A 24,191-nucleotide genomic window follows, 5' to 3' on the forward strand; every position below is an offset into this window, starting at 1 on the left:
CCTGGTCAGTTTGCCCCGGAATGGGGTGGTCAATTTGACGCGGAATCAATGGTCACATTCCGCCGGAATCAGGTGGTCAATATCAGCGGTATATCCACATAAAGCGATTAACGAAGTCTTTGAAGATTACAACCTTTCTGCATACCGAACAATTTTATACCAATGGCTTGAATTTGGATTGTCAGCCAGTGCCGCCAATGAATTTATTGATACTATAGATTTAATTCAAGTATATGAAAACCTGCAAACGCTTTACAATGCGGCATGGCAAATCCATCAGCAACCCACCGCTGAATCTTCAGTATTAACAAACGATTTGGTAGGGATAAGTGATAATTTAATAGTTAATAACAGTGTATCCCTTTATACTCTAAATACCACAATTGAAATCCAGCAACAGAAAATTATTAGTAGCGTTGTGGCAAAAATTAAACAAAAAGTTTCCTCTGTTCAGGCTATCCGGTATCTGGGCCAAACACCGGTAATTTCCGAAAGCATCTTTCTTTTAGTGTTAATTGACGATAACGACCAAAGGCAATTACAATGCATTGCCAGTACTATTGAAGATAGTTGCCGTAATATTGCGCCTGTTACTGCATTAGTGCACCGCCCGTCCAGATTAAGCAGGCCCAGCGGTGATAATTTGTTTTTTAGCAATGCTTTTAAATGCCCTTTAATATACCTATCAGGCGAAGTGCTTTTACCGTCTGTAACGGTATTGGATCACTGCTTAAGGGAAAAGGAACTGTTCATCTGGCAGAGGTGGATGGAGCAGGGTAAAGACTTTTTAAAAGGAGCAGCGTATTACTTGAGTGTAGGCGCTAATAACGCTGTACTTTTTTCTTTAGGCCAAGCCGCCGAATGTTTCTTGATCGCTATTATCAGGGTCGTTAACGGCTATACCACAAACATCCATAACCTCTCAACATTGGTAAATATCACAAGAATGTTTACGCAGGATATCGCAGATATTTTTAATCTGGACAATCAGGAAAGCCTGCAACTTTTTAATGTGTTGAAACATGCCTATATCAATGTGAGATATAAAGATAGCTATGTGATAGAAGTACATTCTGCAGTTGCATTGTATCCATATATCACAAAACTGTTGGCAGTTGTGGAACAGGTCTATCAAAAGCATTTGATGATAAATACCTTGTAGGCTTAAATTGGGAGGATTGCAGCTGCGGCAAGCAGCTCATTACATTACGCGTTATCACGCTATATTCATTCCCCGCCAGCCTCGCTGAGAAAGCAAGAGTGTTGCTCCTACCTCGCAACACACTTGCGGAAGAAAGTTCTTCGTTATGATCCTAAAAACTCATACAATGGAAAAATTAACTTTTGAACAATTGCCCGAGGCAATTGCATTGCTACTGGAAAAAGTAAAAAGGATAGAATTTTTGCTGGCAAAAGGAAAAGGAGCTGACGACCAGTTCAAACAAATGCTAACGACCAATTAAGCGGCAGAATACATGGGCGTATCTTTGTCCAAAATGTACAAGATGACACATCGGAGGGAATTACCGGTTTATAAGCCATCAGGTGGAAGGGTTTACTTAAGGCGAGAGGATATAAATGATTACTTATCTAAAAACAGGTTGATGTCTCAGGACGAGATAGAAAAGGAGGCCATAAACTATGTTATACGAAACCCACGGAAGCATTAATAATCTTTTAGTTCATGCTGTACTAACGGTGATATATTTTGACCGGCAATTCTGATGGGGTTTCCTGAGTGGCTTTTACTAATGGTGATATTTATAGCGTCTTACAAAACCTACAAGACGCAGAATTATTGGCTGGATAAGCAAGTAGCTAAAGGCATCAAATGGCTCCGCTCAAAAATTCGCCCAAAGTGACATTCACAAAAAGTCCTGCTTATAACTTATTAGTTATTCTAATAAAACTATTCAACCACAATGCCTATCGTTGCATTGCACCGCAATCACAAAATTAGCCCAGCCGCTAAATAGTAAAGGGCATGTAAATGGCGATTATTGTTTTGGAGGGTAGCGCCACCCTTGACAATTTAGCGGCTTAGCACTGCCGGTTGTTTAAGCGGAGCAATGGCTACCTCTGTTTAATTATAAGACTTTATTTATCGGTAGTACCGAAAAGCTTGTCAAATGCCTATCGCCCGTTTCCCGAACGTTGCTCCTTTTACAACGGGACAATGGAAACAGGAACAAAGGGAAAGCGGAAAATAACATCAGCTGAGGCTGTCAGAATATTACAGAAATCAGGGATGGAGATAGATGAAAAAAAAGCGGAAGAAGTCTTGGATTTGATGTATTTTTTAGCTAAATTGATTGTAAATCAGAACTTTAAGACATGAGAACAGCAGACTTATATATCAGGGTAAGCACAGATGAACAAGCCGATAAAGGTTATTCTCAAAGAAGCCAGGAAGAGGTGTTATTAAAATATTGCGAAATCAATAAGATACAGGTCCGTAAGATCATCTTCGAGGATCATTCAGCTAAAACGTTCATCCGCCCGGAATGGACAAAGCTGCTTTCCTTTATTCGCCAGCATAAAAATAAGACTGACCTGGTGCTGTTTACCAAGTGGGACCGCTTCAGCCGTAATGCTCCCGATGCTTACCAAATGATCGCAACTTTGAAAAAGCTTGGAGTTGAACCACAGGCCATTGAACAGCCGCTTGATATGGAAGTCCCTGAGAACAAAATGATGCTGGCAATCTATTTAACAGCACCGGAAATTGAAAACGACAGAAGGGCTTTAAATGTCTTCTACGGCATGCGCAGGGCTAGGAAAGAAGGCCGTTATATGGCCACCGCGCCGGTGGGATATAAAAACAGGACGTTGGATGGTGGCAGGAAAACCATCGTTCCCCACGAACCGGCAGCTTCCGTCTTGCAATGGGCATTTGACGAAGTAAGTGTCGGTCAAACTACCGTTGTAGAGATCTTTCGGCAGGCAAAGGCAAAAGGTTTGCCTTGCAGCAAGAACAACTTTTGGCACGCTCTGCGTAATCCTGTTTATATAGGCAAAATTGTCATTCCTAAATTGAAAGAAGAAGAATCCTTTATGGTTGACGGCTTACATGAGGCGATTATTAAACCAAGCGTCTTTTACGTGGTACAAGATGTGCTGGAAGGACGTAAACGGAATTTGAAGACCAAGATAGTAACCCAGGACATGCTGGCCTTAAAAGGCTTTATTTGCTGCCCTACTTGTGGCAAGGTATTAACAGGGAGCGCATCAAAGGGACGAAATGCACATTATCATTACTACCACTGTAATTCAACCTGTGGGTACCGGACACGCGCGGAAGAAGCTAACACCATCTTTGAAAATCACCTGAAAGAATACAACTTAAGTGCAGATGCTGCAACGCTTTTTAAAACCGTGATACTGGACGTTTATAAAAGCGAGCACCAAACTACAGGCAGCAGCAGAAAGCAGTTTATAGATCGGATAACAGCGTTAAACAACAAAGTAACCAAAGCGAGGGAACTGTTGTTAAACGATGATATAGATGCTGCCGATTTCCGTGCAGTTAAAGTGGAAGCCGAGCGGGAAATCATTGTTCTGGAGAGTAAGATAAGCGATTTGAGAAGTAACAATATGAGCGTTAGCGAAGTAGAAAAAACGCTGGATTCAGCAATGGTAAAGCTTACCGCTATTGATGCAATATATTGTAAATCTGATCATTACGGGAAGCGAAAATTAATTGGTTCGATATACCCCGAAAAATTCACATTTGAAGATTTGAAAGTTCGAACCGCTAAAACGGGTGAGATATTTAGTTTTATTTATCTGATAAACAAGGAGTTACGAGGGCAAAAAAAAGGGACAAACGATATATTTTTTCGTTTGTCCCAAGGGGTGATCCCATCTGGATTCGAACCAGAGACCTACAGATTAGAAATCTGTTGCTCTATCCAGCTGAGCTATAGGACCATCACTAAAAGCGGATTTTGATTGCGAAATCAAAAAACGATTTTGTGGTGCAAATATGCAAAAATCTGTGAAAAGTAGACCGAAATTTTTTCTTTTATTATTGCGCCCACACATCCTATCAGAACCGCAAGCCGGGTTTAATACTTTTTCTACACAGGGCAACTAATTACTACTGTACTTCTGTCACTTAGGTTGAGACTAAATATAACCTTTAAAAAACAAAAGGCACTGATTTAAATTTACAACCAATTGAGAAAGGTTGTCAAGACGCACAAAGTACTTCTTGCATGGCGGCCAATTTTAAATCATGTTGTTGTTTAAAGTACGAAGGAGATTCTCCTGTAACTTTTTTAAATTGGGCAGATAAATGCCCTACACTACTATAATGCATTTTCCATGATATTTCAGTCAAATTAAGCTCATTTAAAACGAGAAACTTTTTTACCCGCTCGATTTTTTGCATAATCATAAATTGCTCTACAGTTATACCCTGCTCCTTTGAAAATAGGTTTGCCAGATAGGTATAATCTAATTTTAATTTATGTGTAAGATAGTTAGAGAAATTTATTTTTATCGGGATATCATCATTATGTATCAATTCGTTAATTACGCTTTTTATCCGCTCTATAAGGATAAATTTTTTATTGTCCAACAATTCTAGTCCGCAAATCAACAACTGTGTACGGATTTGCGCTAATCTCTCCGTTGAAATTAATCCAGATACGTCGACCCTGCCATAGTCTATTGAATTACACGTGAAGCCAAGCTTTTCCAATTCAAGCTGCAATACAATTTTACAACGAAGGTTTGACATGTTCTTGATATAGATAATCATAATAGTTCATTTTCAAAGTTGACCGTTTGTCTGTCAACACCTTCCTTTATACGAAGAAATGTCGAATTTGGTTAGCCGTTTTAGGATGATTTGGAGATACAAAGCTGTCGTGGGTTCCTTGTGGGAAACCCCGGTTCTATATACTGCCTTTAAGCGTAGCGCCTGTATGGTGGTGTGAGGCTAACTTTGCGAAGAGAATTATCTGACACTGCTACAGTTAGTTGATTAGTTGACATTTTGGTGCAGTTTGGTGCACTTACATCGGAAATATTACAAATACTTCTTGAGGGCTTAATTTGGCGGGTTCACCTACAGATTACAAATCTGTTGCTCTTATCCAGCTGAGCTATAGGACTATCACTTTTGTGGTGCACATATGCAAAAATCTGTGAAAAATAGACCGAAATTTTTTCTTTTATTAATTTGATGGCTTTTGTAAACTTATTATTCCGTCATTGGTTAATGTTATGTTAATCCTAATAAAATGTTAACCTAAACCATATAAAAGGCACATTTTTTTTATTACAAGTGTATAAATTACAATTAGAAATTATACATTTAGCGACTATTTAAAAAAACCAAAAGGTATGATCATTATTGCTGACGGCGGCTCAACTAAAACGAACTGGTGTTTACTAAACGATGAAGGGGTAAAAGTTTACTTTAACACAGAAGGCTACAACCCATATTTTTCTAGCATTGAGTACATCATTAACTCGTTAAACGAAAGTTTGCCAACTGATCTTGAAAAAGATAACATTACAGAGGTAAACTATTATGGCGCAGGTTGCTCTACCGAAGAGAAGCGTAACCATGTTAAAGAAGCCATGAGCGTGGTTTTTACCAAAGCTCAGGTAAACATTGGCCATGATTTATTAGCTGCCGCACGTGCATTGCTGGGCAGAAACGCCGGTTTTGCGGCAATATTAGGTACGGGTACCAATACCTGCCTTTATGATGGTAAAGACATTATTCATAACATTGACTCGGGCGCTTACATCTTAGGTGATGAAGGTAGCGGTTGCTACATCGGTAAAAAATTATTAACCGATTACATACGTGGTTATATGCCGGAAGCTGTACGCGAGCTGTTCTGGGAAACCTTTAAGTTAACACCTGATGATGTTAATGAGCAGGTGTACACCAAGCCTTTAGCTAACCGATTTTGCGCCAGCTTTAGTAAATTTGTGTACGATAACAATGTTAATATACAATACTCACGTAACCTGGTTAAAACTTCGTTCGAAGATTTCTTTAAAAACCTGGTAACGCAATATCCTGATTTTCAAAAATATACTTTTAACTGTATCGGTTCTGTTGGTTACAACTTCCGCAACGTGTTAGAGGAAGTTTGTAAAGAAAACGGTATGGAAGTAGGCAACATCATTCGTTCGCCTATAGACAACCTGGTGAAGTTTCACCAGGAGCTGGCTACAGAAGCGCAATAGGCTTTGAAAATTAGTAATTGAAGATTAAATATTAGTGGTCGCGATGTTTAGGCATCGCGACTTTTTTTGTTCTAAAAAGTACTTAAACAACAAATGCAGACTTATTTGATCTGCATTTGTTGTTTTTCCTGAACCTACAGCCCAATTGTCAATCGTTAATAACCAATCTTACTCAGCCGTTAACTCGTTCTGAAATATCTTAGCGTACTTGCGTTTGTCAAACTTATAAAGTTTCGCCGCACGATACGATACACCTTTTTGTTTTTCAACCAGCTCCTTTAAAAAGCCGTAGCTCAGCATTTTTTTACGGAAGTTGCGTTTGTCAAGCTTCTTATCCAGTATAGCCTCGTACAACCCCTGCAACTGGGTAAGGGTAAACTTTTCAGGCAACAGATCAAACGCTATGGGCTGATGGTTTAAGCGGCGCCGTATTTTGGCAAAGCCTTTGTTAAAAATGTCGGTATGGTCAAACGCCAGTTTAGGCAAATCGCTGACCGGGTGCCAAATAGCTTTACGGGCCAGGTGAGCCGTTGGTCTTAATTCTTTTTGGCTGTTAACGCGTATAAGCGCGTAGTAGCCAACAGTAATTACACGGCCCTGCGGGTGGCGGTTAACCTCGCCAAAGGTATGAAACTGTTTCATTGGCAGGTCGCGCAGGCCCGTAAGCTCATAGAGTATACGGTCGGCAGCATCATCAAGGCTCTCGTCTTGTTTTACAATGTATCCCGGTAGGGCAAACCAGTCTTTAAAAGGCTCGTCGCCACGTTCAATCAATAGTATTTTCAGCACCCCGGCTTCAAACCCAAAAATCAAACAGTCAATAGAGAATATTGACTCAAATACCGGTAATTTCTCTTCCAAAATAGCGTTGTAGTTAAAATGTTATTTTATACTGTAAATACTTTACTGGCTCAAAAATAAATAAAAATAAATTTAACGGTGTAATTTTCACACCTTATATTCGTGCAAAAATTTTTTGACTAATAAGATGAGTAAAATTTCTAAGATCGGGGTACTTACATCAGGCGGCGACGCACCGGGCATGAACCCGTGTATCAGGGCGGTTGTACGTACTGCGTTATATAACGGCTTAGAGGTAGTAGGCATTAAACAGGGTTACAAAGGCATGATAGAGAACGATATGTATCCTATGCAAGCCCGCTCTGTAAGTAACATTTTAAACTTAGGTGGTACTATTTTAAAAACTGCGCGCTGCCTGCCTTTCCGTACGGATGAAGGCCAGGAGGCGGCCTATCAAAATATCAAAGCCCAGGGAATTGATGGCCTGGTGGTAATTGGTGGCGACGGTACTTTTACCGGCGCGCTGCGTTTCTCTCAAAAATATCCGGATATAGCCGTTATTGGTATCCCCGGCACTATTGATAATGATCTTTACGGCTCAACCTATACTTTAGGCTTTGATACCGCCACCAATACTGTTATTGAAGCTATTGACAAGATACGCGACACTGCCGACTCGCACGACCGTTTATTCTTTGTCGAGGTAATGGGTCGCGATTCGGGTGCTATTGCCCTGCGCGCAGGTATATCCTGCGGTGCCGAGGCAATATTACTTCCCGAAAAATCAACTGCTATTGATGAGCTGATACGACACTTAAAAGCAGGCGAATCAAAAAAGAAATCATCAAGTATCGTTATTGTTGCCGAAGGTGACAAAAGCGGTGGTATTTATGATTTAGCTAAAGCTGTACAAAAAGAAGTTACCAATTATGATATTAAAGTTGCTGTACTTGGCCACCTGCAAAGGGGCGGGGCACCAAGCAGCTTTGATCGCGTTTTAGGTAGCCGTATGGGATATGCGGCGGTTAATGCCTTAATAGCCGGCGAGAGCCAAAAAATGGTTGGTCTTGAGGCTAATCACATCAAGTTAACACCGCTTTCTGAGGCATTGAGTCATCACGACTTTAAGTTAGAGGCAGACCTATTACAAATGGTGGAGGTGCTTTCTATATAATGATCGCGGTTGTATATAGCGGTTCAAATCATGCAGACTGGCGCTTGTCAGAAAAAGGAAAAACTGTTGCGTCTTTTAAAACCAATGGTATAAACCCTTATTTTATTGATGAAAAGCACATTATACAGATCCTTAATAAAAATATAAACCTGATACATCATGCCGAAGGGATAAAGCGCATTTATTTTTTTGGCGCGGGTTCATCATCTAAAGCACTGCAGGCAGTAGTGCATAATGCTTTTACAGAGTTTTTTAAATTTGCCAGGATCTCGGTATCGCATGATATTGATGGTGCTGCTATTGCGTGCTGCCGTAACACGCCGGGTATAATTGGTATATGCGGCAGCGGATCAAACGCTGGTTGGTTTGACGGTAAAAAGGTTAAGCCTAACAATTACGGTTTGGGCTATATCTTAGCCGACGAAGGATCGGGCAATTGGTTGGGCAGGCAATTGATCAAGGCTTTTATGAACGAAACGCTGCCCGAGCATCTGCGCAAAAAATTTATTCATAAGTTTGAGGCCGATCGGAAGACCTTGCTGGAGAAAGTATACCGCCAAAAACAAACAGCGCTTTACCTAAGTTCGTTTAGCGAATTTTATATAGAGAATCAAGGCGATGAGTATCTGAAAAGCGTCATAAAAAGCGGTTTTAATAAACTTATAACCACATACTTGTTACCTTTACATAAGCAACACCCGGGTGCGTCATTGCACTTTGAGGGTTCTGTAGCATTTGCTTTTCAGGATTACCTGCAGGAAGCGGTTGCCGAGGCCGGGTTGACAGTTGCGGGGATTATAAAAGAGCCTATAAACAATCTATTAACGTATTACTCAAATAAAAATTAGAAAAATCATGAAAATAGGAATTAACGGTTTCGGCCGTATTGGACGCCTGGCTTTTAGAGCCGCAGTTGAAAGACCCGACATTGAAGTTGTTGGTATTAATGATCTTGTTGAGCCTGACTACATGGCTTACATGTTAAAATACGATTCGACCCACGGTCAGTTTAAAGGTACTATCGCTGTTGAAGGTGGCCATTTGGTCGTTAACGGTAAAACTATTCGCGTAACTGCAGAAAAAGACCCGGCTAACCTTAAATGGGGTGATGTTGGTGCTGAAGTTATCATTGAGTCAACCGGTTTATTTTTAACTATTGACACTGCACAAAAACACATTGACGCCGGTGCTAAAAAAGTAGTTATGAGCGCGCCAGCAAAAGACGATACCCCTACCTTTGTAATGGGTGTTAATCATAAATTGTTAAGAGCCGATCAAAATATCGTATCAAACGCTTCATGTACTACTAACTGTTTAGCGCCAATAGCTAAAGTATTAAATGATAAATTTGGTATCGAAGAAGGTTTGATGAGCACTATCCACGCGGTAACTGCTACTCAAAAAACTGTTGATAGCCCGTCGTCTAAAGACTGGAGAGGTGGCCGTGGTGCTTACCAGAACATCATCCCTTCATCAACAGGTGCTGCTAAAGCAGTAGGTTTAGTATTGCCTGAGTTGAAAGGTAAATTAACAGGTATGTCATTCCGCGTGCCGGTTGCCGACGTTTCTGTAGTTGATTTAGTTGTACGTTTAAAAACTCCTGCTACTTACGAAGACATCAAAAATGCAATGAAAGAAGCGTCTGAAGGCGATCTTAAAGGTATTTTAGGTTACACAGAAGACGAAGTAGTATCTGAAGACTTTAAAGGCGACGCACGCACATCAATATTTGATGCAAAAGCAGGCATTGCCCTTAACAACAACTTTGTTAAAGTGGTATCATGGTACGATAACGAATGGGGTTATTCAAACAAATTGATTGACTTAGTACAAGAGATCGGTAAATTATAATACACCCCAGTCCCCTAATGGGATAGAGGTTCAAAAAGAAAAGCCCCCGAAATTTCCGGGGGCTTTTCTTTTTGCAATTACTTTTTTAGCCCTTTTTAGAGGCAGAATGCTTATGCTTGCTGAATAGAAGCATTCAGATCATTCGATACGCCTTTAGCTTTCGATTTAGCGTTTTCTAAATGATTTTCGGCGTCGTTAGCTACGTCACTTGATTTTGATTTTACGTCGTCGCTGATACCATCACGGAAGTTATAAAGGTCATTAGCAGCGTCGCTATATTTTGATTTTACCTTGTCGGCAAGGTTGGTTCCATATTCTTTGATACTGTCTGTAGCTGTCTGCGCTTTTTCTTTCGCTTTGCTTACCGCGTCATTTAGATAATCAGAAATGTCGTTACGCGTATCTTCGCCACGTTCCGGGGCTAATAATAAGCCTAATGCTGCACCAGCGGCGGCACCTATTAATAAGGCTGCAATAAGTTTTCCTTGATCTTTCATGTTGTCTTTCTGTTTTGTAGTTGATAAATAGTTTACAACAACAATGCCAAAACACAATTATATTATTAATAAGGCGGGGATATAAGTATACCAGAAAAAAACCGGCTGTTTTGTAGCATTTACCAAACTATTTTCAAAAAGTAGGGCACAAAAAAACACCCGCCTTACAGACGGGTGTTTCAATACGAATTAAAATATTATAATTAAATAACTTTTACATTTACCGCATTAAGACCTTTTCTGCCGTTCTCTACTTCGAACTCAACTGAATCGTTTTCACGGATTTCATCGATTAGGCCTGTTGAATGAACAAATACGTCGGCACCACCTGCGCTAGGTGTAATAAAACCGAATCCTTTTGTTTCGTTAAAAAATTTAACTGTTCCTTGTTTTTGCATTATTATATTTATTAAAGTGCGCAAGGTACGCTAAATATTTGGCACTCATGTAATATAAGCGTAATTAATTAGAAAGGTACATATAACTTAAGCTACTATGGATAGTGGGCCGTTAATGGTATTTTCAGAATCTTTTACAATTTCGCAGATTTTTTCATCAAGTTCCTTCACGGTTTTTTCAAGCATATCAAGGTATTCTGGATTGCCATTTTGCTGCTCCATTTTTATCAGCGCCATAATACCCAATAATGAGGCAACCGGGCGCCGTAATTCGTGCGATTGTATAATTGCTATGCGTATAAGTGCTGCATTTTGTATGTTGATCTTCTCCTGCTGCTTGATACGTTCAGTAATATCTGTCGAGTTTAAAGCTACGCCGATGACGTTTTTAGATTTATCTTTTATCGGCACAAAGGCCAACTCTTTCCAACTATCGTGCTTAGTGCCCGGGCGCATGTTCCACTCGTGTTTGATGGTTTTGCCCGAAAATGAACTGCGAAATAAATGTTCAAAAGGGCCTGTAACGCCGTTGTCGGCATATTCTAATATTGAAACACCAACCTTTAAACTTTTGCCGTAGGTAGTACGGGTAAATATGGCTGCTGCGCGGTTAAACGCCAAAACTTTTAAGTTTGGGTCAACAAGTATGTGGGTGTCCTTTGACGAATCGAATATCGCGTTAAGCTTTAACTTATGCTCCTCAATAATAAGCGCTTGATTACGGGCTTCCTCCTGTTGGCCTTCAATGTTTTGGAGGTTATAGTTTAGCTCCATCAAATTCATTACCTGTTTAGACAATACCGTCAATGTTTGTTGTTGCAAGGGGGTAAGTTCACGCGGTTCAAAATCAATCACACATAAACTACCTATTGCTTGCCCGTCTTTAGTCGTAAGGGTAGCCCCCGCGTAAAAGCGGACATTTGGTTCGCCTGTAACTAAGGGGTTGTTACAAAACCGTTCGTCGATGCTGGCATCATGCACCATTAACAAATCCGGCTGTTGTATAGTGTAATTGCAAAATGATAACTCGCGGTTGGTGCAATCAATATCAACACCTTTGCTGGCTTTAAACCACTGCGTGTCTTCGTCTAATAACGTAATTAGCCCTACAGGCACGTTGCAGCTATCGGCGGCTAAGTTTATAATATCATTCAGATCTTTAACAACTGCCTCATCAAGCTGTTTAAACCTGTTCACTGCCTCAAGTCGGTAAAGTTCGCTCATCGTATAGTTATAATATCAGTTGTGTCTACTAACATACGATTTGGGCTTTAATATAGTTTCAGTTTGCAGGCTCAAATACCCCTTTCTTGTGTAACGTTTACACTACAAAACTTTCGTTATAGTTAGCTGCTGAATTTTTAAGAAAATTTAGAGGTCGCTACCGCTGTATTTACTTTTAAAAAATTGCCTTTTAAGCTAAATTGAATATTTTTGAAAAACGTAATTATTTATACCCAGTTATACTATGAGAGCATTTCTTTTTGATTTAAACGGCACCATGATAGACGATATGAGCTACCACGCCCGCGCCTGGACCAAATTGGCAAATGGCGATCTTGGAGGCAACTTTAGCCCTGCCGACATAAAGCGTGAGATGTATGGTAAAAACCCGGAGGTAATGGTTCGGATGTTTGGCAAGGACAGGTTTAGTGCAGATGAGATGCGTACATTATCAATGAACAAGGAAAACTATTACCAGGCCGAGTACCTGCCTGATTTAAAACTGATAGACGGTTTGGAGGACTTTTTAGCGGCCGCTAAAAAAGCCGGCATACCCATGGCTATTGGTTCGGCGGCTATTCCTTATAATATCGACTTTGTATTGGACAATTTGAACATAAGGCACTACTTTGAAGCTGTTGTAAGCGCCGACGATGTAGAGTTGAGCAAACCCCATCCCGAAACTTTTTTAAAAGCTGCGCAAAAACTGCAGGTATCCATCGCCGATTGTATCGTGTTTGAGGATGTACCTAAAGGGGTAGAAGCTGCGGCAAATGCCGGCATGGTTTCGGTAGTAATAACCACCACGCATACCGAAGAGGAGTTTGAGGGCTTAACCAACATCCTGCACTTTGCCAAAGATTACACACCGGATTTTTTCAACCAACTGATACAGAGTTAATATTGTAAATTTGTTGCAGCTAACTTTAAACCATGAACAATAAAACTTTACTAGCCCTTTGTCTATTGGCTGCTGTATTTACCTCCTGCACGCGTCTTTACTCGCCGGCGCTTTTTCATAATGATATAGCTTACCAGCCAAAGCCGGCATCTTTCGATAAGGAAAAAATGGCTACCTATGTTTCTGCCGGGTTAGACGCCCATGCAAGCCCCGGTTATAACGATGTTTTGCTAAGCGGACAGCTAAACTTAAGTCAAGGTTTTACCACTGATAAGTTTAATTTCTCTTATGGGGGATTTGCATCTTTTGGCGACTATCAGGCTGGTGAGTACGCTGATACCAAGGCGCCCGATTATTTCAAAAATAAGTTTTTTGGGGCGGTTGGTGGCCGGGTATCAATGAATACCTACGTTAATAATGACCGTGTTGACGTAAGGATTATAGGTATTGAGGCAGCTTATAGCCATGAGTTTGGATCGTATGCTGATTTTCGTAATAGTGTAAAGGATTTAAGCGGATTTTATGTTGACCCCCGAGTTAATTTGATTACAGTCGGTTTAACTACAGAGGTTATATTTCATAACAGAGATAATAAAGATTTGCAACACGGCATTCGTGGGTTTTTGGGTACTACGCTTGGTAAAAACCAATTATATGACACTCATTATCAAGATGACCAGTCTACGGTGCGAATGTTAAGGAACATCTTTCCTAAGGCTAGTTACTATTTTAAATATTATAAATATTTCGGTACGATTGAAGTTGGTAGCGCCGTGTTTTTAAGAGTGGGGTATCAGTTTTAGCCAAATAAAAGGGTGTAATCCTGAGCTCCGTTGAAGGACGAGCGTAGGCTCACCCAAATGCTTCGAGAGCTTCAGCATGACACCCTTATTGCTTATTAGTTCAGACAGAATAAACGCTCTGTACTCTGTCTCTTAAATTATAGCCTGATGCCATTACCTCGCCGTATGCGCCTGCTGTGCGGATGGCTATAAGGTCGCCCCTGAGCGAAGTCGGGAAATCTACATCTTTACGAAAACAGTCAGTGCTTTCGCAAATCGGTCCAACAATATCGTACTTTAAGTCATTTACTTCGCCCTGGCGGGTTAGGTTTTCTATCTCGTGGTAAGCTTGGTATAGCATAGGGCGCATCAGCTCCGTCATACCGGCATCAAGCACCAGGAAATTCTTTTTATGTCCGTTTTTAACGTATAACACCCTTGATATCAATGAAGCTGATTGTGCAACTAAGGCACGTCCCAGTTCAAAGTGAACCTCCTGGCCGGGTTTAACGTTTAGGTTGTCGGCAAATATTTTAAAGTAGGTTTCAAAGTCGGTAATGGTATTGGTGTCGGGATTGTAGTAATCAACACCCAAACCACCGCCTGCATTTAAAACCGTTACCGGGAAACCGCGCTGCTCAAACCAGTCTTGTATCTCGTTAATACGGCCGCATAATACTTTATAAACTTCCATGTCGGTTATCTGTGACCCTATGTGGAAGTGGATACCCGTAAATTTAATATGAGCGCAAGCTTTTAAGGCCGCAACAACATCGTCAAGCTGCCACATGTTTACACCAAATTTATTCTCGTCTAAACCAGTTGTAATATGCGCATGTGTATTGGCATCCACATTAGGATTTATACGGATAGCGACATTAGCGATTTTGCTTTTGGCCTGTGCCAGTTCATTAATGATCTCAAGCTCTTGTACAGACTCTACATTAAAACAAAAAATATCATTATCCAAAGCTAAGTTTATCTCTTTGTCTGCTTTACCTACACCGGCAAATACCACTTTATCGTGGCCGAAATTGAAGTCCATAGCAGCTTTAACCTCCCCACCACTCACACAGTCGGCACCAAAACCAAAGGACTTAACCATTTCTAAAACCTTGGGGTTAAAGTTGGCCTTTAAAGCATAATGCACGTGGAAGCCGTACTTTGAGGATGCATCGTGGCAAGCCTGTAAGGTTTGGCGCAATACATCGAGGTTATAATAATAAAACGGCGTTTCGGTTGACTGAAAACGGGTGATAGTATCCTGGTTAAACATCGTAAATTCAAAAATCAATATTAGAAATCAAGTCCCGCAGTAATGTTCAGCAGGATTAAGAAGCGCTAAAAATAAGATTTTAAACCTGATTTATCATCAGCAAAAAACCATAAGTCGGCGATGGCACAGCTAGCGAAGCTACCAAAAAGCGCAGAAGTGTCATATTTATGACGTATTCGTCAGTTTTTAATAATAATGCAGGTTATTGTTTGGAATGACTTTAAATTATCTTTTACTTTACACCAGGTTATTTTAATAGGGGTATTAAATAGCTATATCGAGCCACTTGCGAAAGCAGGTGGCTTACTTTTTTAAAACTCTTTTTTAAGCGATATACTCTTTCGCTATCAGTAAAAATAGCTCGTCGTTATCTACACACTCGTCAAAGCATTCAGTTAATAGTTGTTCTATCTCATCGTAGCTTAGTTGGCGCGATACCGTTTTTAGCAGGCCATAGGTGGCTATATTAATATGCTCCAGCATTTGCATATATAAAATGAGGTCTATATCAGCCAGTATAACCAGCTCTTGTTTATCATCCAGGCAGAACTCGTCTTTTATAATTGCTTTTAAGGGATTGCAGTTTTTGTCAGATGGTAATTCGTTAATGATCTTGTAGATCATGTCCATACGGACGATCTGCTTTTTAACATCTTCCCAAAACTCAGTCATGCCTAACTTTAAACCTTTAAACGATGCTTTTTCAATTAAGCCGGGCATTTTTTTGTCCAGGTATGTTTTAGCGAAATATATACGGTTTAAGTTGTGTACAAAAACTTTGAATTGCAGGTTAGCGTCTAATATGCTCATTATGTTAGGGTAAGTGATGAAAGTATGGATGTTACCCTTATACAACAAATTGAACTTAAATGTTTTAGGCTGCTACCATTATATAGCTTAGCTTTGCAGTAATTACTACTACTATGAAATATAAATTAGGCGACTTTGTACGCTTTGTTGACGAGAAAATGGAGGGTTTTGTAACCCGCATTATTGATGAGCAGATGATTGGCGTAACCGGGGAGGATGATTTCGAGATCCCGGTTTTAGCCACCAAGGTTACCTTGGTGCATGGCTACAAGTCGCCGGGCACCGAAGTTACTAACGCTGGTAACGAAACAGAAATACCCCAAGCCGAATTTAAAACCAAAGGCATTTACCTGGGCGTGGTGCCCGACGCTAAGGCCAACTCGGTAGTGCATTTTAATTTAATCAACGATACATCGTTCCAGCTACTGGCTACGCTGACTACTGATAAGCAGGTTTTTAAAGGAGAGTATGCAGGTATTATCGCTCCAGATGCGTCGGCAAAAGTATATTCGGCCCAACTAGCCGATTTGCAGCTGTGGCCCAGAGTTTTAGTGAATGTATTATTTTATACAACCCAGAATATCGAAGCACCAGGACCTCTAACATTTGCAGATAAATTTAAAGCGAAAGACTTTTCGGGTACTAAGAAAAACCTGCCGGTAATTAATCAGCAAGGCTGGCTTATTCGGTTGGATGAACCTGAAATGGTTATAGATGCTCAAAAACTAAAAGAAAGCTTTTTTAAATCGGCCGAAGAAAAGGTTACCATCACAAAGCCAAGCCGCGAGGTTGATCTGCACATTGAAAAACTGCGCGATGATTACCAGTTTATAAATAGCGCCGAAATACTAAACGTCCAATTGGCGCACTTCAATAAATCGCTTGACGCGGCTATTGTACACCAATTGCCCGACGTAATATTTATCCACGGCGCAGGTAACGGCACGCTACGGAACGAGATTCATAAAGCCTTGGGCAAGCACCCCAAAGTGCAAACCTTTATGGATGCGCAAAAAGAAAAGTTTGGTTACGGGGCCACCAGGGTGGTATTGAAGTAAACACCGTCTTGCGGCTATACTTAATATCAATGCACTGTTAAGCCGGCACTTACATAATTAGCGTCGGCATACTGTTCAAAAATTAAATCAAGTATCGCCTGTGTATTGTCGGGGTAGTTTACTTTGACGGTTTTGCCATTTTCAATCCAGTCGAGTATTTTTTCGTCGTGCTTGGGTTTAAGGCTTTTAATTACCGGCACACCCATTTCTTTAAGCATGGCTGCGTTTAACTGCTGCTCGTACTGATTTTTCATGGGGATAACCAAGACTTTCTTTTTCAGAAACATCGCCTCGGCCGGGGTTTCAAAGCCGGCACCGCAAAGTACACCCGCACTTTGTGCCATGCTTTTTATAAAAGCTTCGTTATCAATAGGCTGTATAGCTACATTTTTGTGTTTTAGCACTTTTTTGTTATGCTTTGAGAAAACGTCCCATTGCACATCTTTGAACTCCGTAAGGCGTTTTATCAGGCGCTTATCGTCATAGGCAGGCAGGTAAACGGTGTAGTGGTCTTTGTCGCTCACTTCCTGTTCCCGCACCTGCTGGCGTATTACCGGGGTGTATATATTTTTGTCGATTGCTTTAAAGTGGAAACCATACTGCACAGAAACCGGCGCGTAGTTTTTTAGCACCAGCCTGCCAATCATATCGGCTTCAGGGGGCAGCGGGGCCTTATCATGCAGTACCGCAGACTGATGGCTTAAGCCAATGCAAGGTTTATTTGCCAAGTAGCATGCCCAGGCAGACACGGGTTCAAAATCATTGATCACCATATCGTACTTATCTATCGGCAGATCTTTTATCTCTTTAACAAACTTACGGAAACGCGATTTAAGGAATGTTGACCACATATCCACACCCCCTGATTTACCGAAAATGAACCCAAAGCCATGCAGCTTGTATTTTATAGGGAAAGGTAAATTCAAATCGCCCTGCATGCCACTAACCAGTACATCCACATCACCCATTTTTTTGAGCAGGGGGACGATATCCATCGATCGGCTAAGGTGCCCGTTACCGGTTCCTTGTATGGCGTACAGTATTTTCATGCGTAATATATTTGTGTTGGGGTAATAATTTCGAATAGAAGTGGTTTTAAACAAATAAAGAGAGCAATTTGGTTGCTCTCTTTATGATTAACTGATCTTATTAGTTCAATGAAAAAAGAACGAGTGTGTTATGCGTCAATGAATAATGATACAAAAGTAAAGTTGCCATGTTAAGTGTTGATTAACTTAGTATTAGATGTGCATATAATTAATACGGGCTTATAAAATTGTTTAAGCTAAATGGTTATACTTGTTAAGCGTGGCGGTTTAGCGTCGCCCCGGGCGAGTTAGCCGGGCGAACATTATACGATAGCATTATGAAACGAAAGATATTTATACTCCTGTTAACCATATTTACCAAGGCCGCAATGGCCCAGGGCGACTGGACCTTTAAAACCGAAAGCGAAGGCATTAAAGTTTACAGTAACACAAAATCGGCGCTTAAAGTTAAACCCATTAAGGTAGAGTGCACTTTCAATGCCACAGCGGCGCAAATTGCTGCCGCCTTGATCGATGTGAAAAATTACCCCGACTGGGTGTATAAAACCAAGATAACTACGCTGGTTAAGCAAGTGTCGGCAACAGATTTGTTTTACTACTCAGAGATTAATATGCCGTGGCCTGCACAGAACCGCGATTTTGCAGCGCACATAACGGCCACACAAGCTGCCGATACTAAGGTTATTACCGTTGATGCCCCGTCTGTTGCCAATTTAGTGCCCGAGAAAGAAGGTATCGTCCGTGTAAAAAAATCAACCGGCAAATGGGTACTTGCACCGGCAGTTAATAACCAAACCCAGGTAACCTACTACCTGCAATTGGAACCGGATGGCGGCGCCCCGGCCTGGCTGATCAACCTGTTCCTGTCCGACGGGCCGGTGCAGAGTTTTAAGAAGTTAAAGAGGCAGGTGCAGAAAGCAGCTTATAAGAATGCTGCTTTACCATTTAAATAGAGCGGCTATATCAACGCCTTATTTTTTCAGTCCATTTGATCAGTTCCGTTAACATCAAATTCTTTATTTCATTTGTCTCTTTTTCATAGATAGCGTCACCGGGTACGTGAACCGCTAGTAAATCGTCATACTCATGATACAAGCCATACAACCGCTCGAAAAAAATGCTATCATAAACATAGTTGATGGTTTCTTCTTCAAAATGATAGCTTAATATCGCTTTATAGCACATTTCAGGAAACGCTTCGATAACTTCTCTTTTTCGTTCTATTATATCTTTCGCAATACCGAATGCATATTGCAATGCGGCTGTTCTTTTGTCTGGTAATTCAATATTTAACTCATCTATTGACCTTCTGAAATACTGGTTTACAACAAAGCCATTTTCATTATTATCTAAGCCTGCCAGTATGATGAGAGATTCCGATTCTAGTCCTTCCGTTAGGCCGGTTTGTGCAACCAGTGGAAGCTGGAGTGTTGAAAGATTTCCGCTTACGTATTTCGCCAATAATTCTTTAAAAGTCATTTGGTAAATATAATGCAATCAAAATATAGGGACTGGTAACGTTGACTCCTTTGCAACAACTTTATTACGCAAACGATGCCGTTTTTTCGCTGCTGATAATCCCCGGTAGTATTGTTAGCTTAGCATCATAAAACCAATGTTAATTAGTTATGAAGAAGCTCCTTGCAGCCCTTTTGGGGTTGTCTCTTTCTATAAATTCTTTCGCTCAATCAACCATTATAAAATATTTGTCGGGCACCGATAAAGATCACACCGTGCAGTGGGACTTCTTTTGTACCGATGGCCGCCTCAGCCAAAGGTGGACGAAGATCCCTGTACCGTCAAATTGGGAATTGCAGGGTTTTGGCGCCTACAATTACGGTGGCGATAAAGACAAGGCGCACGAGGAAGGCCAATACAAGCACCAATTTATGGCGGGCGCATGGACAGGTAAACGCGTGTTCATCGTATTTGAAGGCTCCATGACCGATACTAAAGTGATGATAAACGGCAAACAAGCCGGGCCCATTCACCAGGGTTCTTTTTATCGCTTTAAATATGATATAACTGAATTAGTAAAGCCTAACGCGCAAAATTTGTTAGAGGTTACGGTAAGCAAAATGTCGGCTAATAAAGGCGTGAACGATGCCGAGCGTAACCGTAGCGATTTCTGGGTTTTTGGTGGGATCTATCGCCCGGTATATCTGGAGATTACGCCCGATGCTTATATTGATCGCACAGCGGTAAATGCAAAAGCTGATGGCTCTTTTCAGTTGGATGTATATGCCAATAACCTGCAAAACGGCGATGTGATTGAGGCGCAGGTGCAAACGCTGAAAAGTGTAAACGTTGGTCAGCCTTTTACGGTGGTTGCCAATCCTGCTGCGGATCATTTGGAACTGAAAAGCAGCTTTGATAAGCCAAAATTATGGAGTGCCGAGTTTCCTAACCTTTACCAGGTAGTGGTAACTATCAAGAATAAAAAAGGAGCCGGGCATCGCCTAAAACAAAAATTTGGTTTCCGTACAGTTGAAGTTCGTCCGCAGGACGGCTTGTACGTTAACGGCACTAAGGTTGTATTAAAAGGCACTTGCCGGCATAGCTTTTGGCCTGAGAGCGGCCGTACGCTAAGCCACAAGATCCAGGTGATGGATGTCAAGCTGATGAAAGACATGAACAACAATGCGGTACGAATGAGCCACTATCCGCCCGATCAGGATTTTCTGGATGTGTGCGATTCGCTTGGTGTGTATGTGCTGGATGAACTGACTGGCTGGCAATCAAAATACGATACTGAGGTTGGCCGTAAACTGGTTAAAGAAACGGTAGTCCGGGATGTTAATCACCCATCAATATTATTCTGGGATAATGGTAACGAGGGCGGCTGGAACACTGATCTGGATAATGATTATGCGCTGTATGATCCACAGAAACGTACTGTACTGCACCCGTGGTCGTTATTTAATGATGTTGATACCAAGCATTATCCCGATTATAACGGGGTGCTGAAAGCTACCGCAGCCAATAATATATTTATGCCTACCGAGTTTATGCATGGCCTGTACGATGGTGGCCACGCCGCTGGATTGGAGGACTTTTGGGACCTGATGTACAAGCACAAACAAGCCGCCGGAGGTTTCTTGTGGGCTTTGGTTGATGAAAATGTTATCCGAACGGACAAAAATAATATTTATGATGGCTATGGCAACCGCGCGCCTGATGGACTTGTTGGCCCCCACCGCGAAAAGGAAGCCAGTTTTTACGGAGTGAAAGAGATCTGGTCGCCGGTTTATATTAAACCGCAGCCTATTGATAAAACCTTTGATGGCAAAATTACCGTAGAGAATCGTTACGATTTTACCAAACTAAGCCAGTGTAAATTTAAGTGGAAACTGGTGAAGCTGCCCTCGGCGCAGGCTAAAACAACTGCTCCATTAACTACGGCAACCGGCGTGCCTGCCCCTTTAGAACTTGCCCCACACCAAAGCGGAACCCTTAACCTGAAACTGCCTGCAAATTGGGCTAGCAATGATGTGTTGTATCTGACTGCTTACGGCCCATACAACGAAGAACTATATACCTGGACCTGGGCAATTAAGTCGCCTGCTGCTATAACTAAACCTTCGGCAATTGCAGGTAAGTTTGGGCCTGTTGCTGTCGATGAGAATAACCAATTGGTGGTGACTGTGGACGCCAAAAAATACTATTTCGATAAAACTACAGGATACATTGCTAAAGTGGTTAAGGGTAAAAAAGAGATTTCGCTGTCTGGCGGACCGGTTTTAGCGGGTGTTGGCACTACGCTGAAATCGTTCACTAACAGGGCAGCGGGTAAACAATACATTATCGAAGCTGATTACCAGGGCGAGGCCGCTTCATTACATGTAAAATGGACATTCGCAACGGGCAAACCTGCCAGGCTTGATTACACTTTCAACCAAACCGGCGACGTTGATTTTATGGGTATCACCTTTAACTATCCCGAAGAAAAGGTTACCGGCATGAAATGGCTTGGTCGCGGCCCGTTCCGTGTTTGGAAAAACCGTGTGCCGGGGCAGCAATTTGGCGTATGGCATAAAGCCTACAACAACACCATCACCGGCGAAAATTGGGGTTACCCTGAATTTAAAGGTTACCACAGCGAGGTTAACTGGGCGACGATCGAAAATAAAGAGTCGGCATTTACGGTGTATACCGATAACAAGAACATGTACCTGCAACTATACCACCCGGCTGTGGAGAAAGACCCTGTTAAAAACGTAATACCACCGTTCCCGGCAGGAGACATCGGTTTTCTGAACGGTATCAGCGCTATCGGCACAAAATTTCAGGCTGCCAGGCAAATGGGTCCGCAAAGCCAAAAATATCACTTAACCGGCGAGCCAATAAGCAATACGCTTTGGTTTGAGTTTTAGCCCTTCTCAAAATCGCACTGTGAATTCAAACGAATAAAGAAATCTATACATATCATAAGTCGCTGACATAGCAACCCCGCAGGGTCCCTCTCGAGAGAGGGACCCTGCTTTTTTTTGTAGGCTACTGTAGGTGTTGTTTAAATTCTCTACTATTGTGGCAGCTATTTAAATCTCCACATGGATACCTCTCAATATATTTTAAATATCCAGGGCCTGGCCGTTAATTACGGCGATTTCCAAGCGGTCAAAAATGTGGGTTTTGATGTTTTGGAGGGCGAGATATTTGGTCTGCTAGGGCCAAACGGCGCGGGTAAAACAAGTACACTGAGCGCCATAGAGGGCCTCCTCAAATTCAACAGCGGCACAATCGTAGTGAACGGCTATGATATCACTCGAAAGCCGCTGCATGCAAAGGCGTCAATGGGTGTGCAGCTGCAATCAACCAGCTTTCAGCCCGAATTGAACGTGATGCAGATACTACAGCTATTTGCCGGCATTTATGGCGTGCCGATGAATAAGCAGCGGGTTAAAGAAATTCTAAATGAAATTAACCTGGAAGATGCTGCTAATAAGAAATTTAGCAAACTATCGGGTGGGCAACAGCAACGCGTATCTTTGCTGATATCTACTATCCACAACCCTAAACTGGTTTTGTTGGATGAACCCACAACCGGCCTTGATCCGCAGTCCCGCCGTCAGCTGTGGGAGCGTATTGAAGCCATCAGGGACAGGGGGCATGCCGTACTGATCACGACGCACTCTATGGAAGAAGCCGAAGCCGTGTGCGACCGTATAGCCATAATAGATCACGGGCAAATCATCGCCGTAAATACTCCGCAAGCATTGATTGACAAACACCGAGACGACCCCGAAGTGATTGCGGTATCGCGCCGCGGCAAGGTCACTTTAGAGGATGTATTCATCGCATTAACAGGTAAAGCCGTAAGGGCATAAATATGGAAACTATCGTACCCAAAACTTCAACCGTATTCGCCACGCTTTTCAAGGCCGATTTGTCGACGCAATTGGTTAACCGCCGCTCGGCAGTCATATCTGTTTTTGTACCACTGGTGATACTACTAACCTGGAAAGGCCTGATCAGATTTGTAGGTGGGCCTGTTGTGTTAGCTACCGCGCTTTCATTTGGGCTAATTGCCATTGGCCTGATGGGTTATACGCTCTCCGTAGCGCGTGACAGGGATAAAGGCATTTTTCAGCGCTTGCGCGTGGCCCCGGTTCCAACCTGGGTAATTATGACTAGCCGCATTAGCATCCAGCTATTTTTAATTATGATATTGACCCTGGTGGTGTTTATTGTTGGATATCAGTACGACGGTGTACTATTATCAGCCAAGGGCTATGTTTTAACCTTTTTGGTAGCAATTTTAGGCGGCGCCGTTTATCTAAGCCTGGGGCAATTTATTGTAGGACTTATAAAAGGTTTCGAAACCATCAACGCTACTACTCGTATTTGCTACGCGGCGTTTATCATGCTAGGTACGGCAGGCGAACTAATGATAAAAAATCCGGACTTAAAAGAGGTTTTACGCTTTTCGCCGTATGGTTCTGTTAAAATTATGCTGGCCAGCGCCATGGAGCCCGAAAAATGGGTGCACGATACCAATATTGCGCTGCTGGTGTCTTTTGCCTACATCATAATCTTCGCCGGTATTGGCATAAAAAAGTTTAAGTGGAATACTAAGTAAAAAACGACTTACGCTGGCATTTACCTCCGTTCGAAAATGACAGGACGTAAAAGAAAGCCCCGAAAATTTCGGGGCTTT

Annotated in this window: 24 protein-coding genes, 1 tRNA gene and 1 pseudogene; 16 read left to right on the forward strand and 10 right to left on the reverse strand. The window is 41.8% G+C overall.

Going from position 1 to position 24,191, the window contains the following annotated elements:
• From ACFSYC_RS13170 to ACFSYC_RS13190, 5 genes and pseudogenes are all read left to right on the forward strand, one after another.
• Nucleotides 1–1,162, forward strand: a 1,162-nt coding sequence (locus ACFSYC_RS13170) for a HEPN domain-containing protein (protein ID WP_377128351.1), incomplete at its 5' end; no start/stop codon positions are given.
• A 166-nt stretch (nt 1,163–1,328) separates the two neighbouring features.
• Nucleotides 1,329–1,463: a hypothetical protein gene (locus ACFSYC_RS13175; protein WP_377128354.1), complete on the forward strand. Its 135-nt coding sequence runs from the start codon at nt 1,329–1,331 to the stop codon at nt 1,461–1,463.
• Nucleotides 1,464–1,475: 12 nt separating this feature from the next.
• A complete protein-coding gene (locus tag ACFSYC_RS13180; RefSeq protein WP_377128357.1) occupies nt 1,476–1,670 on the forward strand; it encodes a helix-turn-helix domain-containing protein in 195 nt (64 codons plus the stop codon).
• A 506-nt stretch (nt 1,671–2,176) separates the two neighbouring features.
• Nucleotides 2,177–2,338: a hypothetical protein gene (locus ACFSYC_RS13185; RefSeq protein ID WP_377128360.1), complete on the forward strand. Its 162-nt coding sequence runs from the start codon at nt 2,177–2,179 to the stop codon at nt 2,336–2,338.
• Nucleotides 2,335–3,117, forward strand: a pseudogene (locus tag ACFSYC_RS13190) (recombinase family protein); the annotation flags it as partial. The gene ACFSYC_RS13185 and the pseudogene ACFSYC_RS13190, both read left to right, overlap by 4 nt.
• 739 nt (nt 3,118–3,856) lie before the next feature.
• Here ACFSYC_RS13190 and ACFSYC_RS13195 read toward each other — a convergent pair.
• Both ACFSYC_RS13195 and ACFSYC_RS13200 read right to left on the reverse strand, forming a co-directional pair.
• A tRNA-Arg gene (locus ACFSYC_RS13195) sits at nt 3,857–3,930 on the reverse strand.
• A gap of 262 nt (nt 3,931–4,192) precedes the next feature.
• Nucleotides 4,193–4,765 carry a helix-turn-helix domain-containing protein gene (locus ACFSYC_RS13200; protein WP_377128363.1) on the reverse strand — a complete coding sequence of 191 codons (573 nt, stop codon included), beginning with the start codon at nt 4,763–4,765 and terminating at the stop codon, nt 4,193–4,195.
• A gap of 587 nt (nt 4,766–5,352) precedes the next feature.
• Here ACFSYC_RS13200 and ACFSYC_RS13205 point away from each other — a divergent pair.
• Nucleotides 5,353–6,213: an N-acetylglucosamine kinase gene (locus tag ACFSYC_RS13205; RefSeq protein ID WP_377128366.1), complete on the forward strand. Its 861-nt coding sequence runs from the start codon at nt 5,353–5,355 to the stop codon at nt 6,211–6,213.
• A 168-nt stretch (nt 6,214–6,381) separates the two neighbouring features.
• Here ACFSYC_RS13205 and ACFSYC_RS13210 read toward each other — a convergent pair whose 3' ends face one another.
• The gene (locus ACFSYC_RS13210) at nt 6,382–7,074 is read right to left on the reverse strand and encodes an NUDIX hydrolase (protein ID WP_377128369.1); all 693 of its coding nucleotides are present in this window, start codon (nt 7,072–7,074) and stop codon (nt 6,382–6,384) included.
• Nucleotides 7,075–7,201: 127 nt separating this feature from the next.
• Here ACFSYC_RS13210 and pfkA point away from each other — a divergent pair, with 127 nt between their 5' ends.
• The 3 genes from pfkA to gap are packed head-to-tail and all read left to right on the forward strand — an operon-like array spanning nt 7,202 to nt 10,039.
• Nucleotides 7,202–8,188 (forward strand): 6-phosphofructokinase, encoded by a 987-nt coding sequence (gene pfkA, locus ACFSYC_RS13215; RefSeq protein WP_377128372.1) that lies wholly within the window; start codon nt 7,202–7,204, stop codon nt 8,186–8,188.
• Entirely contained in the window at nt 8,188–9,036 is an 849-nt protein-coding gene (locus tag ACFSYC_RS13220; RefSeq protein ID WP_377128375.1) for a hypothetical protein, read from the forward strand. The genes pfkA and ACFSYC_RS13220 overlap by 1 nt, the downstream gene beginning before the upstream one ends.
• A 7-nt stretch (nt 9,037–9,043) precedes the next feature.
• The gene (gene gap, locus ACFSYC_RS13225) at nt 9,044–10,039 is read left to right on the forward strand and encodes a type I glyceraldehyde-3-phosphate dehydrogenase (protein ID WP_377128378.1); all 996 of its coding nucleotides are present in this window, start codon (nt 9,044–9,046) and stop codon (nt 10,037–10,039) included.
• A gap of 110 nt (nt 10,040–10,149) precedes the next feature.
• On the opposite strand, the gene ACFSYC_RS13230 is transcribed toward gap, so the two are convergent.
• The 3 genes from ACFSYC_RS13230 to ACFSYC_RS13240 all read right to left on the reverse strand — a co-directional run bounded on the left by ACFSYC_RS13230 (nt 10,150) and on the right by ACFSYC_RS13240 (nt 12,158).
• Nucleotides 10,150–10,536: a YtxH domain-containing protein gene (locus ACFSYC_RS13230; protein ID WP_377128381.1), complete on the reverse strand. Its 387-nt coding sequence runs from the start codon at nt 10,534–10,536 to the stop codon at nt 10,150–10,152.
• A 203-nt stretch (nt 10,537–10,739) separates the two neighbouring features.
• On the reverse strand, nt 10,740–10,934 hold the full coding sequence (locus tag ACFSYC_RS13235; protein ID WP_377128384.1) for a cold-shock protein: 195 nt from the start codon (nt 10,932–10,934) through the stop codon (nt 10,740–10,742).
• An 87-nt stretch (nt 10,935–11,021) separates the two neighbouring features.
• Nucleotides 11,022–12,158, reverse strand: coding sequence for a GAF domain-containing protein (locus ACFSYC_RS13240; RefSeq protein WP_377128387.1), 1,137 nt, complete (start codon nt 12,156–12,158; stop codon nt 11,022–11,024).
• Between the two features lie 244 nt (nt 12,159–12,402).
• Between ACFSYC_RS13240 and ACFSYC_RS13245 the strand changes: the two genes are divergently transcribed.
• Together ACFSYC_RS13245 and ACFSYC_RS13250 are read left to right on the forward strand one after the other, a co-directional pair.
• Complete coding sequence (locus ACFSYC_RS13245; protein WP_377128390.1) at nt 12,403–13,059, forward strand: HAD family hydrolase; 657 nt, start codon at nt 12,403–12,405, stop codon at nt 13,057–13,059.
• Nucleotides 13,060–13,091: 32 nt separating this feature from the next.
• Nucleotides 13,092–13,862, forward strand: a complete 771-nt coding sequence (locus ACFSYC_RS13250) for a hypothetical protein (protein WP_377128393.1) — start codon at nt 13,092–13,094, stop codon at nt 13,860–13,862.
• Between the two features lie 100 nt (nt 13,863–13,962).
• Here the strand turns inward: ACFSYC_RS13250 and lysA are convergent, their stop codons facing one another.
• Both lysA and ACFSYC_RS13260 read right to left on the reverse strand, forming a co-directional pair.
• On the reverse strand, nt 13,963–15,117 hold the full coding sequence (lysA, locus tag ACFSYC_RS13255) for a diaminopimelate decarboxylase (RefSeq protein WP_377128395.1): 1,155 nt from the start codon (nt 15,115–15,117) through the stop codon (nt 13,963–13,965).
• Between the two features lie 324 nt (nt 15,118–15,441).
• Nucleotides 15,442–15,927 (reverse strand): DUF892 family protein, encoded by a 486-nt coding sequence (locus ACFSYC_RS13260; protein WP_377128398.1) that lies wholly within the window; start codon nt 15,925–15,927, stop codon nt 15,442–15,444.
• Nucleotides 15,928–16,040: 113 nt separating this feature from the next.
• Between ACFSYC_RS13260 and ACFSYC_RS13265 the strand changes: the two genes are divergently transcribed.
• A complete protein-coding gene (locus tag ACFSYC_RS13265) occupies nt 16,041–16,985 on the forward strand; it encodes a Smr/MutS family protein (protein ID WP_377128401.1) in 945 nt (314 codons plus the stop codon).
• A gap of 26 nt (nt 16,986–17,011) precedes the next feature.
• Here the strand turns inward: ACFSYC_RS13265 and ACFSYC_RS13270 are convergent, their stop codons facing one another.
• The gene (locus ACFSYC_RS13270) at nt 17,012–18,034 is read right to left on the reverse strand and encodes a glycosyltransferase family protein (RefSeq protein WP_377128404.1); all 1,023 of its coding nucleotides are present in this window, start codon (nt 18,032–18,034) and stop codon (nt 17,012–17,014) included.
• A 317-nt stretch (nt 18,035–18,351) separates the two neighbouring features.
• On the opposite strand from ACFSYC_RS13270, the gene ACFSYC_RS13275 reads away from it, so the two are divergent.
• Nucleotides 18,352–18,987: an START domain-containing protein gene (locus ACFSYC_RS13275; protein ID WP_377128407.1), complete on the forward strand. Its 636-nt coding sequence runs from the start codon at nt 18,352–18,354 to the stop codon at nt 18,985–18,987.
• Nucleotides 18,988–18,997: 10 nt separating this feature from the next.
• Here ACFSYC_RS13275 and ACFSYC_RS13280 read toward each other — a convergent pair whose 3' ends face one another.
• Nucleotides 18,998–19,513, reverse strand: a complete 516-nt coding sequence (locus ACFSYC_RS13280) for a hypothetical protein (RefSeq protein WP_377128410.1) — start codon at nt 19,511–19,513, stop codon at nt 18,998–19,000.
• A 149-nt stretch (nt 19,514–19,662) separates the two neighbouring features.
• On the opposite strand from ACFSYC_RS13280, the gene ACFSYC_RS13285 reads away from it, so the two are divergent.
• The 3 genes from ACFSYC_RS13285 to ACFSYC_RS13295 all read left to right on the forward strand — a co-directional run bounded on the left by ACFSYC_RS13285 (nt 19,663) and on the right by ACFSYC_RS13295 (nt 24,113).
• The gene (locus ACFSYC_RS13285) at nt 19,663–22,407 is read left to right on the forward strand and encodes a glycoside hydrolase family 2 TIM barrel-domain containing protein (protein ID WP_377128413.1); all 2,745 of its coding nucleotides are present in this window, start codon (nt 19,663–19,665) and stop codon (nt 22,405–22,407) included.
• Nucleotides 22,408–22,584: 177 nt separating this feature from the next.
• The gene (locus ACFSYC_RS13290) at nt 22,585–23,361 is read left to right on the forward strand and encodes an ABC transporter ATP-binding protein (RefSeq protein ID WP_377128416.1); all 777 of its coding nucleotides are present in this window, start codon (nt 22,585–22,587) and stop codon (nt 23,359–23,361) included.
• Between the two features lie 2 nt (nt 23,362–23,363).
• Entirely contained in the window at nt 23,364–24,113 is a 750-nt protein-coding gene (locus ACFSYC_RS13295) for an ABC transporter permease (protein ID WP_377128419.1), read from the forward strand.
• Nucleotides 24,114–24,191: the final 78 nt, after the last annotated feature.

It is taken from the genome of Mucilaginibacter antarcticus, from assembly GCF_042686155.1.
GTDB lineage: Bacteria > Bacteroidota > Bacteroidia > Sphingobacteriales > Sphingobacteriaceae > Mucilaginibacter > Mucilaginibacter antarcticus.